Genomic DNA, 13,637 nt, shown 5'->3' on the forward strand with positions numbered 1-13,637 from the left:
GCCCAACGTGCTAGAGAGCCGTCAGCTAGTCGACGCCGCTAAGCCGCTCCAAACTCCAAAATAAACGCCGTTCCCTTGCCCACCTCCGACTCGGCGCGCAGGGTGGCCTTGTGAAACGTGGCGATGGTTTGGGCGATGGGCAGGCCCAGGCCGTAGCCCTCGGGCGCCTGCGGCCCGGTGGCGTGAAAGCGCCGGAAGCGGTCGAAGAGCATTGGTAGGTTTTCGGCCGCGATGCCGGGGCCGTCGTCTTCCACGCGCAGCGTGTAGCCGCCGGTGGGGGTGGAGCGGCCCAGCACCCGAATTTGCCCGCCCTCGTGGTTGTACTTGATGGCGTTGCTGAGCAGGTTGCGCAGCAGCGTGTGCAGCAGCGAGGCGTTGGCGCGGGGCACCACGTAGTCGGGGCTGAGGTCGAGGAGCAGGTCGATTTCGCGCTGCTGGCGGCGGTCGTCGAGCTCCTCGGCCACGTCGTGCACGGTTTGGGTGAGGGGCACGTTGGCGTCGCGCAAGTACTGCTCGTTTTCGATGTTGGCGATGAGCAGCAGCGTGCGCACGGTGTTGCGCAGGCGGTAGAGGGTGCGCTGGCTTTCCACTATCTGCTGGCCGTGCTGCTCGGGCAGGGTGGGGTCTTGCAGCATGTTTTCGAAGCGCGATTGCAGGATGCTGGTGGGCGTGAGCAGCTCGTGGCTCACGTTGCTCATAAATTCGCGCTCCTTCTCAAACGAGGTCTGGAGCTGCCGCATAAGGGCCGAGAGCGAGTCGTCGAGCTGCCGGAAATCGGTGGTATCCGTGTCGAGCCGGGCAAACGAAAACTCGCCCGGCTGCCGAATGCTGCGCAGCTTGCGCGTGAGCAGTTCACGCAGCGGCCGCAGCGAATAATGCGCAAACGCGGCGTCGGTAAACACGGTGATGAGCGCGCCCGCCACCAGCACCCACAGCGCCAGCCGCCGCAACGTGTCGGTGAGCAGCTCCACGGTGGCCAGCGACGAGCCGATTTCAAGGCGGTAGCGGCGCGGGGCGGCGGCGGTGGGCTCCAGGGCAGCCACGTAGCTCAGGATGCGAAAGTCCTCCACCTCTTTATCCACCATGCGGCGCTCCTCAAAAATGCGCTCGGTGGGCGGGGCCAGCACCTTGCCCAGTGCGATGGGCAGGGGCGTAATAGTGATGTACTCTTGCTTGAGAATATTGTAGTCGGCGTAGCTCTCGCTCTGCTCGGCCCGCAGAAAGGCGGCCAGGCCGTCGCGGTCGATGAGGTGCAGCAGCTCCAGCTTTTTGTCGAGCAGGCGCTGGTCGGTGTGGTTGACTGCCACGCGCTGCACAATGGGCGGAATGAAGAGTGCCCCCAGCAATACCAGCAGCAGCTTGGAGAGGCCATTGAACAGGCCGAGCTTGGTTTCTAATCGCATGTATTCTATCGGTAAGATGCTGATAGATAAATGTTTGTCTTGGCAAGTGCAACGCAGTGGAGCGCGGCAATCCTTCCTTTGCCGCGAGGGTTACTAGCCCAACGAGTAAGGAAAGATTGCCGCGCTCCACTGCGTTGCGCTCGCCAAGACAAACGGTAAATTCAAGCCACTAAACTACCTTATACCGCCCGGTAGCCAATGCCGCGCACCGTCTCGATAAAGTCGGGTGAGCCGAACTGGGCCAGCTTCTTGCGCACGTTTTTGATGTGCACGTCGATGTAGTTGGAGTCCGAATCGTCTTCCAGCACGTTGCCCCACAGGTGCTCGCCCAGCTGCAGGCGCGTGAGCACGCGGCCGCGGTGCAGCAGCAAATAATGCAGCAGGTCAAACTCTTTTTTGGTGAGCGGCACCTCGGGGCCGGGCACTTCGGGCGTGCTGCCGTAGCGCACGGTGCGGGCCGTCACGTCCATCACGAAGGCGTCGCCGAAGGTTATTTCGGGCCGCTTCAGGCCAAACTTGCGGCGCGTGATGGCCTGCATCCGGCTCGTCAACTCCAAGAGGGAGAAGGGCTTGGGCAGGTAGTCGTCGGCCCCCAGGTCGAGGCCCTTAATGCGGTCGTCGAGGGCGCCGCGCGCGGTGAGGATGATAAACGAGGCCTCCTGCTTTTCGCTCTGGCGGGCATCGCGCAGCAAGTCGAGGCCATCACCGCCGGGCAGGCCCAGGTCGAGCAGCACAAAGTCGTAAGAATTCACAAACAGCTTCTCCGACGCCTCGGCGTAGGTGTAGGCCGAATCGACCAGGTACTGGGCCTGCGTCAGAAACTGGCGCACCTCCTGGTGGAGGCTTTTTTCGTCTTCAACGAGCAGAACGTGCATGCGCGGGGAGGGGTGAAGGGGGAATGATGGTGCAACATTCGGCACCATTAGGTTAAATGAAGATGAAGAAACGGTGTGTGTTTGATGAAGATGAAGAAATAATTATTTGGTCGCCTTGCCGGCGTAATAGGACGATGGCCCCGGCTTGCCTCACCCGCGGCCCCGCCCAGAAATATTTTTTAGAAATTTACCGTGGTTGGTACGTTGTTTTTTAGCCCGCAGTGCGTGAGGTAATTACTATAGCCTGGCCGCTATACGTGCACCGCGCGGGCCCTTTCGGAATGTGTCGTAAGTGTAAAGCCGACGCTTTAGGGCACCGGGCTGTCCCGAAAAACGCCTTTGCGGGCTTGGTGAATGGGCGGCGGCGGCTGCACATTTGGGAACGCGGCCAGTCAGGCACCACCCCAAAGTGGCGTTCTGGTAGTCAAGTACTTCCATCCATTTCCTTTTCCCACCACCCATGAAAATTACGTTTACCTCCGTGCTGGGCGCGGCGGCGCTGCTCCTGCTGGGCGCGCCCCTCGCTTCCCAGGCCCAAACCTACCAGCAGGTGTGGGCCGATGAGTTTACCAATGGCATCAGCGCCAGCTGGCAGTTTGAGAACGGCGGCGGCGGCTGGGGCAACAACGAAAAGCAGTACTACCAGCCCAGCAACGCCACCGTGGTCAACGGCCAGCTCCAGATTACGGCCCGCAAGCAGAGCGTGGGCGGCTACGCCTACACTTCGTCGCGCCTGAAAACGCAGGGGCTCAAGGAGATAACCTTCGGGCGTATTGAGGCGCGCATCAAGCGGCCCATCGGGCAGGGCCTGTGGCCGGCGTTCTGGATGCTGGGGGCCAACATCAACTCGGTGGGCTGGCCCAAGTGTGGCGAAATCGACGTGATGGAGTACATCAATACCGACCCCAAAACCTACGGCACCGCGCACTGGGACAGCAACGGCCATGCCCAGTACGGCCAAAGCACGGCCACTACCAACGACTACCACGTGTACAGCGTGGAGTGGACGCCCAGCTACATCCGCTGGTTTGTGGACGGCACCAAGTACAACGAGCTGAACATCGCGGGCGGCACCGGCAGCACTGAGGAGTTTCAGCGGCCATTCTTCCTGCTGCTCAACCTGGCCGTGGCCGGCGACTGGCCCGGCCAAACCGTGGACGAGAGCAAGCTGCCCGCCACCATGTACGTCGATTACGTGCGGGTGTACCAGCTCACCAACGCCCCGGCCGCCAGCTCCGTCACGCTGCAAGCCGAAGCCGCCAACGTGAACAACGGCATGGTGGTAGAAGCCTGCTCGGAAGGCGGCCAGGACATGGGCTACATCGACGCCGGCGATTACCTGGTGTGGAACAACGTCAACTTCCCCACTTCCGGGGCCTATACCATTGAGTACCGGGTGGCCAGCGGGGCCAGCGGCGGCACCATCTCGGCCGATTTGAACGCCGGTAGCGTGCAGCTGGGCAGCAGCACCCTGCCCGGCACCGGCGGCTGGCAAACCTGGACCACCGTGTCGAAAACGGTGAACGTGAGCGCGGGCACCTACAACTTCGGTATCTATGCCCAGACCGGCGGCTACAACCTCAACTGGGTGCGCATCAGCAAGGCAAGCGGGGCCCGCGAAGCCACCGCCCTGGCCACCACCAGCGCCGGCAGCCCCGCCAGCGCCACCCTCTACCCCAACCCCGTAGCCGCCAACGAGCGCCTGCAAACCGAGCCCGAGCTGGTGGGTAGCACCTACCAGGTGCTCGACGCCCTGGGCCGCGTGGCCGGCCAGGGTACGCTGAGCGCCAGCGGCTTAGAGGTGTCGGCGCTGCGGCCGGGCCGCTACGTGCTGCTGCTCACCACGCCCACGCAGCAGCGGGTAAGCCGGACTTTCAGCAAGCAATAGGCCCGGCTAGCGCGCCGCTGAAAAGCGGGCTGCCCCCTGGGGTAGCCCGCTTTTTTTGCGTTTATCTTTGGCGGGCCCTGCCCAAGGGGTTTTCCTAGCGTAATAGTATGAAAGCTAATTTGTTGCATATAGTACTGATAATGAGTATGTTGCTGGCGGCCGTTGGCCCGGTCGCCGCCAAGCCGCCCGTTACCACCATTTACCTCGTGCGCCACGCCGAAAAAGACCCTACGCCCGGCCTCGCCGACCCGCCCCTCACGCCCGCCGGTGAGGCCCGCGCCCAGCTGCTGGCTAGGCGCCTGGTTCGCCGCCACCCGGCCGCGCTATTCACCACCGACACGCGCCGCACCCGCGCCACGCTAACCCCGCTGGCCCAGGCCACCAACCTCACGCCGCTGGTGTATAACGCGCAAGACCCCAATGGCTTAGCCATCCGGCTGTATAAGGAGTACGCGGGCCGCACGGTGGTCGTGGCGGGCCATTCCAACACCATGCTACCCCTGCTCACGGCCCTTGGTGTAACCGCTCCCATGCAGGAAATTAAGGATGAGGAGTATGATTATCTCTTTAAAGTAGAGTTGCGCCCCGGCCAGCCGGCCCGGCTGGTGGTGAGCCGCTACGGGGCGGCGGCCAGGGTGGCAGCTGGGGGCAGTATGCGGTAAATCGCGTCAGGCTGGTACTTTTGGCCGGTTACGCGGCCCGCCGCTTTATTTCCTTTTCTATGCGCTCCTTCTCTTCGCTGCTACTGGCTGGCCTGCTGGCCGCCAGCGTGGCCCCCGCCACCGCCCAAACCGCCCCCAAGGCCGACTCGCTCAACATCCGCAAAATATATGACGAGGCGCTGCTGCGCGGCCAGAGCTACGACAACCTGCGCTACCTGTGCCAGCGCATTGGGGGGCGGCTGTCGGGCTCGCCGCAGGCGGCCATGGCCGTGCAGTGGGGCAAGCTGACGATGGAAAAAGCCAACTGCTTTGATAAAGTCTACTTGCAGGAGTGCATGGTGCCGCACTGGGTGCGCGGGGCCAAGGAAAAGGGCCAGATAGTGGGCAACAAGGGCAAGCGCATTCCGGCGGCCGTGTGCGCGTTGGGCGGCTCGGTAGCCACGCCGGGTAACAAGGCCCTGCGTGCCGGGGTGGTGGAAGTCAAGAGCTTAGCCGAGCTCAAGGCCCTGCCCGACGCGGCCGTGAAAGGCAAGTTCATCTTCTTCAACCGGCCCTTCAACGATGCGCTCGTGGAGCCGGGCGCGGCCTACGGGGCGGCCGGCGACCAGCGCCGCAGCGGGCCCGCCGAGGCCGGCCGGCGCGGGGCCGTGGGCGCACTCGTGCGCTCGCTCACCGCCGCCCAGGACAACAACCCCCACACCGGCACCACCAACTACGGCGACACGCCCACCAGGGTGCCCGCCGCGGCCCTCAGCACCCTGGCCGCCGACCAGCTCAGCCAGCTGCTGGCCGGCGACCCCAAGCTGGAATTTGAGCTGCAAATGAGCTGCGAAACCTTGCCCGACGAGAAAAGCTACAGCGTGATAGGGGAGGTGCGCGGCACCAAATACCCCGACCAGATTATTACCGTGGGCGGCCACCTCGACTCGTGGGACCTCGCCGAGGGTGCCCACGACGACGGCACCGGCGTGGTGCAGAGCATTGAGGCCCTGCGCCTGCTCAAGGCCGCCGGCCTCAGGCCCGAGCGCACCGTGCGGGCCGTGCTCTTTATGAATGAGGAAAACGGCACCCACGGCGGCATGAAATACGCCGAGCAGGCCCAGCAAAACCGCGAAAACCACCTCGCCGCCATTGAGAGCGACGGTGGGGGCTTCACCCCGCGCGGCTTCAACGTAGAATCTACGCCCGCCGTGTTCCAAAAAGTGGCCGCCTGGAAGCCCCTGCTGGCCCCGTACCTGGCCGGCCAGCTCACGCCCGGCCACGCCGGCACCGACATCGAGCCGCTGACCGCCGCCGTGCACCCCACCGCCCTCTTTGGCTACGATTGCGATTCGCAGCGCTACTTCGACATCCACCACACCACCGCCGACACCTTCGACAAGGTGAACAAGCGCGAGCTGGAGCTGGGCGGCGCGGCCATGGCGTCGCTGATTTACCTGCTGGGTAAATACGGATTATAAGGGCGTAAAAGCCAGTGTATAGCTAAAAAGAACGTCATGCTGAACGCAGGGAAGCACCTCGCATGGGTTGGTAATCATAACCGTTAAACGATTGATTTACTACCCCACGCGAGATGTTTCCCTGCGTTCAGCATGACGTTCTCTTAGGTTTGCCTAATTCGTGTTTAGAATCGAAAACAGCTCATCGAGCTTCGGCGTCAAAATAATGTCGGTGCGGCGGTTGATGGCCTTGTTCTGGGGCGTGTCATTAGCGGCTACGGGCAAGTACTGGCCTCTCCCCGAAGGCGTTATCTGGGTAGGGTCGATACCGGCGGCGGTGAGCAAGCGCGTGATTTCGGTGGCGCGCAGCACGCTCAAATCCCAGTTATCCTTGGCCCCGTTTACCACACCCTTGATGGGCACATTGTCGGTGTGGCCCTCCACCAGGATGTTAATGTCCTTGTTGCCCGTCAGCGCGTTGGCCAGCTTAATGAGGGCGTCCTGGCCGGCCGGGTCCACCTTGGTAGCGCCCGATTTGAACAGCAGCTGCTCGGAAAGCGACACGTAGACCTTGCCGTTTTTCACGTTCACCTGCAAGTCCTGCGAATTAAAGCCCAGCAGGGCATCGCTTACCTTTTGGCGCAGGGCCTTGGTAGCCGCATCCTTCTCATCCAGAATGCGTTGCATTTCGGCCACGCGGGCATTTTTGCCGGCCAGGTCCTGCTCGGTGGTACCGAGGGTCTGGTTGAGTTGGTTCATTTGGCTGCTCTTGTTGAGCAGGTCGGCGCTGAGCTCCGCCTGGGTGCGGTTGCTGGTTTGCAGCAAGGCGGCTTTTTCCAGCTGAAGCTGGTCGCGCGACTTGGTGAGGTCAGAGTTTTGCTGCTGCAGGGCGGCGATTTCCTTCCGGTTGCAGCCGGGCAGGGCCAGCAGCGCGGCGGCCAGCAGCAGGGCCGGGGCCGTGCCCAGCCGGGGCTTCGATAAGAAATTCATGGCAAAAAGCGTAAGGCACTAAAAAGCCCCGCCTTCCGGCCGGGGAGCCTGGGCTAAACGGCTGAGCTTAGCCGCAGGTTGTCGGCCCCCGGTGGTGGGCCGCCGGGCCGCGCCGGGCTACTTTTACGCGCCGGCCCAGCCAGCACTACGTTTTATTATGCGCATCATTGCATTAGTGAGTATTGGCCTGGCGCTGCTGGCCGGGCGCAGCCAGGCGCAGGCCGTTGGTGCGGGGGCTGCACCTGGCCGGTACTGGGTTCGCTTTCAGGACAAGCGCGGGGTACCATTTGAGGCGGCGCGCTACTTCAGCCCGGCCGCGCAGGCGCGCCGCCAGCGCCAGGGCCTGCCCGCCGCCGATGCCACCGACCACCCCGTGCGGGCCGACTACGTGGCCGCCGTGCAGGCCCGCGTCGATACCCTCACGCTGGTCAGCCGCTGGTTCAACGCCGTGGCCTGCCGCGCCACGCCCGCCCAGGCGGCGGCCCTGCGCCAGCTGCCCGGCGTGGCGGCCGTGGTGGCCTGGCCGGTGGTGAGCCGGCTGCGGCCCGCTAGCTATATCATTGATAAAAAAGAAGTTGTGGCGCAGGCTAGCGCCGCAGCCATTTCGCCGGCTGACTACCTGCTGGCCCGCCAGCAAACGGCTGCCCTGGGCCGCACCGATTTCAGCCAGGCCGGGCTGCTGGGCCAGGGCGTGCGCATTGCGGTGTTCGACGTAGGCTTTCGGGGCACCGACCGCCACCCGGCGTTTCGGGCACTGCGGCGCGAGGGGCGCATTGCGGCCACCTACGACTTTCTCAAAAACCGGCCCGGCGTATTTGGCGGTGGCTCGCACGGCACCGAGGTGCTGGGCTGCCTGGCCGGCCGCCTGCCCGGCCCCGCGGGCGACACCTTGCGGCTGGGGCCCGCGCTGGGCCTGGCCCCGGCCGCCACCTACCTGCTGGCCCGCACCGAGGGCCTGGCCAGCGAGCGCTACGCCGAGGAAGAAGCCTGGCTGCGCGCCGCCGAGTGGGCCGACCAGCAGGGTGCCGACATAATTAGCTCATCCTTAGCCTATACCGAGCAGCGCTACTTCCCCGAGGAGATGGACGGCAAGCACTCGCTCATTGGGCGGGCGGCCACGCTGGCGGCCCGCAAAGGGATGCTGGTGGTGAGCGCCGCCGGCAACGACGGCGACGACGACTGGGTGCGCATCGGCACGCCCGCCGATGCCGACTCGGTGCTGGCCGTGGGCGGCCTCGACCCGGCTACCGGGCTGCACCTGGCCTTCAGCTCGGTGGGCCCCAGCGCCGACCGCCGCATCAAGCCCGACGTGTCGGCCTTTGGTATCGTGCTCACTACCAATGCCCGCGGGGGCTACGAGCGGGTGGAGGGCACCTCCTTTGCCGCGCCGCTGGTGGCCGGCCTGGCGGCCTGTGCCCAGCAGGCCAGCGGCGGCAAGGCCACGGCCATGACGCTGTTTCGGCAAGTGCGCGAGGCCGGTGAGCTATATCCGTATTATGACTATGCCCACGGCTTCGGCCGGCCCGAGGCCAGCCGCCTGCTGGCGCGCCTCAAAGGCCCGCTGCCGCCCCCGGAGCCCACCTTCGATTTTGTGGTGCACGACTCCTTGGTGGCCGTGGTGCTGCGGCCCGCCGCCACCGTGCCCGCCGCCCGCCCGCTGCCCTTAGTGGCTGAAAGCGACGAGCTTACCCCCGGTGCTACCGACTGGCTGACGCTGCCCACACCCGCCCGCCCACCTGGTTCACCCACGCCCATTACCGCCAACGTGGCCCCCGTGGGCAAGGAGCAGGCAACTCCCGCTGAGGCCACGCCCGCCCTGCCGCCGTACCCCGCCTACCCACCGCACCTCTACTGGCACCTGGCCAATGCGCGCGGCGTGCTGCATCGCTACGAGGTGCGCGCCACCACCCAGCGCCTGGTGGTGCAGGTACCGCGCCGCCTGGCGCGGGGCGGCAACGTGCTGCGCGTTCATTACCAGGGTTATACGGGACAGTATACAGAATAACAGCTGGATGGTCAGCGCGAAGGTTATGATATTGCCTCTGGTGAGCATTAAAAATTTGAACGTCAGGTTTTTAATTCAGCATCTTTAATGCTTTACTGGAGTCTGAGATTTAACTTAGGCTAAGTTTTGGATTTTATATATGCCTGTTAATCAAGCAAAAGCGTTTGTATTTTGTCTGGCGCTGCTGGCGGCGGCTCCGGCGGCCCGCGCCCAGCAGGTGCTGCTGCAAACCGACGTGGCCAACGACACCCTGCCCGCCCGCACGGGCCCCAACCGGCGCTATTTCGGCCACCTCTACGCGGGCTACGGGCTGGCGGTGGGCCCGAGCGCGCTGGGCGTTAAGTACGGCTTTTCGTCGTCCGAATTTCAGGTGGGCGGCCGGCTCAAGCGGCGGCTGGGCGGTTTGCTGGCCCTCAACGCCGACCTGCGCTACGCCTACCTGCGCTATGACCTGAACAATGAGCTGGCCCGGCCCGCGCCGCTCGGTGCGGGCTATGATAGCCAGCTTCTTAGCTACCACCAGCTGCAGGGCGAAGCCAGCCTGCGCCTCACGCCTGGCCGCCGCCGCGGCAACACCGTGGGCCGCTACCTCGACCTGCTGGCCTACGGCGGCCGGGCGCTGGCCACTAATTACGCCACCCAAGGGCCCGCGCCCGGCGGCGGCCGGCTCGAAGTAGTGGCCCACGAGCCGCCCTACCTGGCACGCTGGCTGGGCGGGGTGGGGGCCCGCGTGGGCAGCAACTCAGTGGCCCTGGTGGGCCGCTACCGCCTCAGCAACGCCCTGAAAAATAGCGGGTTGCCCGAGCCGCCGCGCCTGGTGCTGGGCCTGGAGATAGGCTGGTTCTAAACCCGCGGCGGTGGGCGTTGCGTACACAGGCCACGGCCGTCCGCTGGCCCCACTGCCTTTCTCTGCTCTTCCGCCGCCATTTTCATATGTCGATTTCCCTTCGCTCGCTCGGCCCGGTGGCCGCTCTGCTACTGGCAGCTACCTCCTGCGTCAACACCGAGCGCGACATCGCCAACTCGTCGGCCACCCGCGCCATGCGCACCGAGTTTACGCCGCCACGGGGCCGGGGCGAGCGCGTGGGCAGCACTACGGTGCTCAATACTGTGCGGGCCACTCACCCGTTTTCCGACCCCAAATCGGATGATAAGTTTATCTTGCAGCTGCGCGGCCCGCGTATTCTCAGCGGCAGCTTGCACCTGGTAGTGCTTAGCAGCCAGGGCGATACCCTGCGCCACGAGGTGATGCCCGCCACCGCGCTCATCGACGACCCCACGCTGCGCGATAACCAGTCGGCCTCGGTGCGCGACAAGGAAATCAGTATCATGCGCGGCATGAACAACTTCTTCAGCGACAAGCACTTCGCGCAGCCGGCCCTGCCGGCTACGGCCACGCCGCCCGCCGGCGTAAACGCCCAGGCCTGGGCCAGCCTGCGCAACGACCCCACCGCCGTGGGCTTCGACTACGCCAGCCCAACCGGCGAGCGGCGGCTGGTTTATTCGCGCCAGCTCGCTAAAGTATTGGTAGTGAATGACTATCAATAACTGAAAAGGCCGGACGCGCTTTCGCGGCCGCCCGCTGCGCGCAGCGTTCCGGTGAAATCCCGACCCTTATTCCTGGCTGCGTAAAGCGCTGGTTCTCAGGTCTAAATTACTCCTGGTAAGTGGTGTAGCGTTCCAGGATGCCGTTTTTGAATAGCAGCGTCCACTCCTTGCCTTGAAAGCGGCTGTAGTACCACACGGTCATGCGCTCCTCCTCCATGCTTTCGGCCTGCCGCTTGGGCTTGCCCATTACCTGCTCTACCTCCTTCATACTCATGCCTTTCACGAGGTTGCCCTGCTGAATGGCCTTCCACTTGGTGGCCGAGGTGCCGGTAGCGGCGGCGGTGCTGCGGGGGTCGCTGAAGCTGAAGCTTTTCAGAAAAGCATTGGCCGGCAGCTCGCCATCGGGCGAGGCCCGGTAGCCGTTGGTGCCGCTAAAAACGTAGTTCTGCTCCTGCACCTGCCGGGGTTGCTGGCCCACGTACTCGAAGGTGAGCCGCACCGGGGCCGGCCCCTCGCCCGGCCCTACCTTGGTAATCTTAACCGGCACGTACTTAGGTAGATACTCCACGTTATCGCGGGTCGAGCTACTGCTGATGTAGGCTTGCAGCACGTAAAGCGTCTGGCCCACCAGCAGGCGGCGCGCCTTTTCTACTTCTTCGAGGTTTATCAGGCAGGGGCCACCGGCGCGGTTGGGGTCGCCCTTCAGCTCGGGCATCGTGGCGCGAATGATGTGGGCGTACTGCTTGCCCGCGGGGTTCTTAAACACGACGGCTACCTGGTCGGTATTGCTGCCCGTGTCTTTGTTGTTGTAGCCCCGGTCGCGGAACCCGTCGAGGCGCGCGAAGGTAAAGGTGGTGCCCTTCAGCGCCTTATCGTCAGGAGAGGTGCCGTAGAGGTCGGTGCCCACGAAGGTGGGCCCCTTGAGCACCATGAGCGGGCAGTCGAAGCCGGTCGACAAGTCGGGCATCAGGAAGCGCATGCCGGGCGTCCAGGCCGTGAGGGGTTTGTAGGGAAACTCTTTTTTGAAATCAAAGGTCTGGGCCTGCGCCGAAAGGGCTGTTCCCAACAGGGCAAACAGTAGTTGAGTACGCATATGGAGTTGGTTGAAATCCTGAAAAGCTCACCAGTAGCCCGGTCTATACACATCACGTAGTGCGCAGTACTCCCGAGGCCGTGAGACTTAACGTTCAGGCGGGCCGCGGGTTTGGGCCCAAACTCAGAAAACCCAGTATAGAGCCGTTTTTAAGTCCGCGTACTCTTTTGGATTTGGAATGAATTAAGAAATAGACCTTACGCGCACCGTTCGTCCTTGCGAGCGCAACGTAGTGGAGCGCGGCAAGGACGAACGGTGCGCGTAAGGTCTATTAAAAACGATTAAATCTTCGCCCAGCCCTGCTGGCCGGCGGGGCCGCGCAGCAGCGCGTAGCCCGCGCTTTCGCCCAGTACAGCTACCGGCGTGCGCACGGGCCAGGCGGCCAGCAGCGGCGCGGCCGCCGTGGGCTGCGCCTGAATTTCGCGGGCTGCCGGCAGCTGAAACCGCCGCAGCGGCTGGGCCGTGGCTACCGCGCCGGTAGCCACGTAGCGGCGCTGGCCATCGGGTAGTTCTACCCGCAGCCAGCCGGCGCGCTGGCCCAGCACCAGCAGCGGCAGGGTGGTGGGCAGTTGCCGGGTGGCCGTGCGCGGGCGCACCCACTCGCCCCGGCGGTCGGGGCCGGCCTGGGTGGTGGGCACGGCATCGGCGCGGTGCAAGAAGGGCCAGGGGTCCACGGCCCCGCGCCCGCCCTGGTAAATGCCGAAGTGCAGGTGCGGCGCGGTGGTGCGGGCGTTGCCAGTGTTGCCTACCAGGCCCAGCGTGTCGCCGGCCCGCACGCGCTGGCCGGGCTGCACCAGCTGCTTGTCGAGGTGCGCGTAGTAGAGGTGCTGGCCCTGGGCGTCGGCCAGCCACACCACGCGGCCGCCCAGCTGGCTTTCGCCGGTGCGGGTGACGGTGCCATCGGTGGCGGCCACGGCGGGCGTGCCGCGCGGCGCGAAAATATCGACGCCCTCGTGGCGGCGCGCCCCGCCGTCGCGCTCATTGCCCCAAAAGCTGCCGATGGCTTGGTCGGTGCGGCCCTTCACCGGAAACAAGCCTAGGCCCGGCCCGCGCCACAGGCGCAGGGTGTAGCGGCCGGCGGCCAGCAGCTCGGGCTGCACGCGCAGCAGGTGCCGGGCATCGTCGGTGGCCTGGTAGCTGAAATCGTAGCTGCCGGCGGCGGTGGTATCGGTGGCTGTCCACTTCAGCGGCTCGGGTTTTTGGCCGGCGGCCAGGGCAAAGGCATCGACGAACACGCGCGGGGCCAGTACCGGGCCAGGGGCTAGGGTGAGGCGCACATGCACCAGCTCGCCGGCCCGCACGGCGTAGCGGTAGCTGGCGGCCGTGGGCTGCTCGGGCCGGAAGTAGCCGGTTTCGAGCACCGGTAGCGTCACCGTCAGCGAGTCGCGCAGGGCCTGGGCGGCGGCCTGTTGCCACTGCCGGCCCAGGGCGGCTTCTTGCAGGCCAGCCCGGTTGAGGGCGCGGGCGTAGTCGTCGTGGGGGGTGGTTTTCTGAAATAAAGCCGCCAGGGTCTGGGGCTTGCTGCAACTGGCCAGCAGTAGGAGCGCGGCCAGCCCAATACCCCCGGCCTGCCGCCTGCCAGTGGGGGAGAAAAACGAAAAAAGCATACCCTTCCAACGCCCGCGCCGCCGGGCAAGTTCGGCGCGGCGGTAGCGTGGATTCTGCTAATCTGCGTGTGGGGTCGTTGTTCAAGCATACCCACGCGCGGACTCGCAGAGTCCACGCTACTGCGCT

11 protein-coding genes are annotated in these 13,637 nt (G+C 64.9%); 6 read left to right on the top strand and 5 right to left on the bottom strand.

The features are described 5' to 3' along the window. Positions 1–38 precede the first annotated feature (38 nt). Both QMK33_RS12645 and QMK33_RS12650 read right to left on the bottom strand, forming a co-directional pair. Complete coding sequence (locus QMK33_RS12645; protein WP_283564956.1) at positions 39–1,403, bottom strand: sensor histidine kinase; 1,365 nt, start codon at positions 1,401–1,403, stop codon at positions 39–41. Between the two features lie 179 nt (positions 1,404–1,582). Further along, entirely contained in the window at positions 1,583–2,278 is a 696-nt protein-coding gene (locus tag QMK33_RS12650; RefSeq protein ID WP_283564957.1) for a response regulator transcription factor, read from the bottom strand. Positions 2,279–2,738: 460 nt separating this feature from the next. Between QMK33_RS12650 and QMK33_RS12655 the strand changes: the two genes are divergently transcribed. The 3 genes from QMK33_RS12655 to QMK33_RS12665 all read left to right on the top strand — a co-directional run bounded on the left by QMK33_RS12655 (position 2,739) and on the right by QMK33_RS12665 (position 6,288). Then, positions 2,739–4,166 carry a carbohydrate-binding protein gene (locus QMK33_RS12655; protein ID WP_283564958.1) on the top strand — a complete coding sequence of 476 codons (1,428 nt, stop codon included), beginning with the start codon at positions 2,739–2,741 and terminating at the stop codon, positions 4,164–4,166. A 107-nt stretch (positions 4,167–4,273) separates the two neighbouring features. Continuing rightward, complete coding sequence (locus QMK33_RS12660) at positions 4,274–4,828, top strand: histidine phosphatase family protein (protein WP_283564959.1); 555 nt, start codon at positions 4,274–4,276, stop codon at positions 4,826–4,828. Positions 4,829–4,887: 59 nt separating this feature from the next. Next, positions 4,888–6,288: a M20/M25/M40 family metallo-hydrolase gene (locus QMK33_RS12665; RefSeq protein WP_283564960.1), complete on the top strand. Its 1,401-nt coding sequence runs from the start codon at positions 4,888–4,890 to the stop codon at positions 6,286–6,288. Positions 6,289–6,441: 153 nt separating this feature from the next. Here QMK33_RS12665 and QMK33_RS12670 read toward each other — a convergent pair whose 3' ends face one another. Then, the gene (locus QMK33_RS12670) at positions 6,442–7,257 is read right to left on the bottom strand and encodes an OmpA family protein (RefSeq protein WP_283564961.1); all 816 of its coding nucleotides are present in this window, start codon (positions 7,255–7,257) and stop codon (positions 6,442–6,444) included. A gap of 157 nt (positions 7,258–7,414) precedes the next feature. Between QMK33_RS12670 and QMK33_RS12675 the strand changes: the two genes are divergently transcribed. From QMK33_RS12675 to QMK33_RS12685, 3 genes are all read left to right on the top strand, one after another. Continuing rightward, positions 7,415–9,262: a S8 family serine peptidase gene (locus QMK33_RS12675; RefSeq protein ID WP_283564962.1), complete on the top strand. Its 1,848-nt coding sequence runs from the start codon at positions 7,415–7,417 to the stop codon at positions 9,260–9,262. A 139-nt stretch (positions 9,263–9,401) separates the two neighbouring features. Next, entirely contained in the window at positions 9,402–10,109 is a 708-nt protein-coding gene (locus QMK33_RS12680; RefSeq protein WP_283564963.1) for a hypothetical protein, read from the top strand. Positions 10,110–10,195: 86 nt separating this feature from the next. Next, entirely contained in the window at positions 10,196–10,810 is a 615-nt protein-coding gene (locus QMK33_RS12685) for a hypothetical protein (protein WP_283564964.1), read from the top strand. Positions 10,811–10,916: 106 nt separating this feature from the next. Here QMK33_RS12685 and QMK33_RS12690 read toward each other — a convergent pair whose 3' ends face one another. Both QMK33_RS12690 and QMK33_RS12695 read right to left on the bottom strand, forming a co-directional pair. Further along, positions 10,917–11,903 carry a hypothetical protein gene (locus QMK33_RS12690; protein ID WP_283564965.1) on the bottom strand — a complete coding sequence of 329 codons (987 nt, stop codon included), beginning with the start codon at positions 11,901–11,903 and terminating at the stop codon, positions 10,917–10,919. A 281-nt stretch (positions 11,904–12,184) separates the two neighbouring features. Next, a complete protein-coding gene (locus tag QMK33_RS12695) occupies positions 12,185–13,510 on the bottom strand; it encodes a M23 family metallopeptidase (RefSeq protein WP_283564966.1) in 1,326 nt (441 codons plus the stop codon). Positions 13,511–13,637: the final 127 nt, after the last annotated feature.

The organism is Hymenobacter sp. H14-R3 (assembly GCF_030063445.1).
Lineage (GTDB): Bacteria > Bacteroidota > Bacteroidia > Cytophagales > Hymenobacteraceae > Hymenobacter.

What these genes read in the sequence shown, in the direction of transcription:
- QMK33_RS12645 (WP_283564956.1), bottom strand. Translation starts at nt 1,403, where the DNA reads ATGCGATTAGAAACCAAGCTCGGCCTGTTCAATGGCCTCTCCAAGCTG.
- QMK33_RS12650 (WP_283564957.1), bottom strand. Translation starts at nt 2,278, where the DNA reads ATGCACGTTCTGCTCGTTGAAGACGAAAAAAGCCTCCACCAGGAGGTG.
- QMK33_RS12655 (WP_283564958.1), top strand. Translation starts at nt 2,739, where the DNA reads ATGAAAATTACGTTTACCTCCGTGCTGGGCGCGGCGGCGCTGCTCCTG.
- QMK33_RS12660 (WP_283564959.1), top strand. Translation starts at nt 4,274, where the DNA reads ATGAAAGCTAATTTGTTGCATATAGTACTGATAATGAGTATGTTGCTG.
- QMK33_RS12665 (WP_283564960.1), top strand. Translation starts at nt 4,888, where the DNA reads ATGCGCTCCTTCTCTTCGCTGCTACTGGCTGGCCTGCTGGCCGCCAGC.
- QMK33_RS12670 (WP_283564961.1), bottom strand. Translation starts at nt 7,257, where the DNA reads ATGAATTTCTTATCGAAGCCCCGGCTGGGCACGGCCCCGGCCCTGCTG.
- QMK33_RS12675 (WP_283564962.1), top strand. Translation starts at nt 7,415, where the DNA reads ATGCGCATCATTGCATTAGTGAGTATTGGCCTGGCGCTGCTGGCCGGG.
- QMK33_RS12680 (WP_283564963.1), top strand. Translation starts at nt 9,402, where the DNA reads ATGCCTGTTAATCAAGCAAAAGCGTTTGTATTTTGTCTGGCGCTGCTG.
- QMK33_RS12685 (WP_283564964.1), top strand. Translation starts at nt 10,196, where the DNA reads ATGTCGATTTCCCTTCGCTCGCTCGGCCCGGTGGCCGCTCTGCTACTG.
- QMK33_RS12690 (WP_283564965.1), bottom strand. Translation starts at nt 11,903, where the DNA reads ATGCGTACTCAACTACTGTTTGCCCTGTTGGGAACAGCCCTTTCGGCG.
- QMK33_RS12695 (WP_283564966.1), bottom strand. Translation starts at nt 13,510, where the DNA reads ATGCTTTTTTCGTTTTTCTCCCCCACTGGCAGGCGGCAGGCCGGGGGT.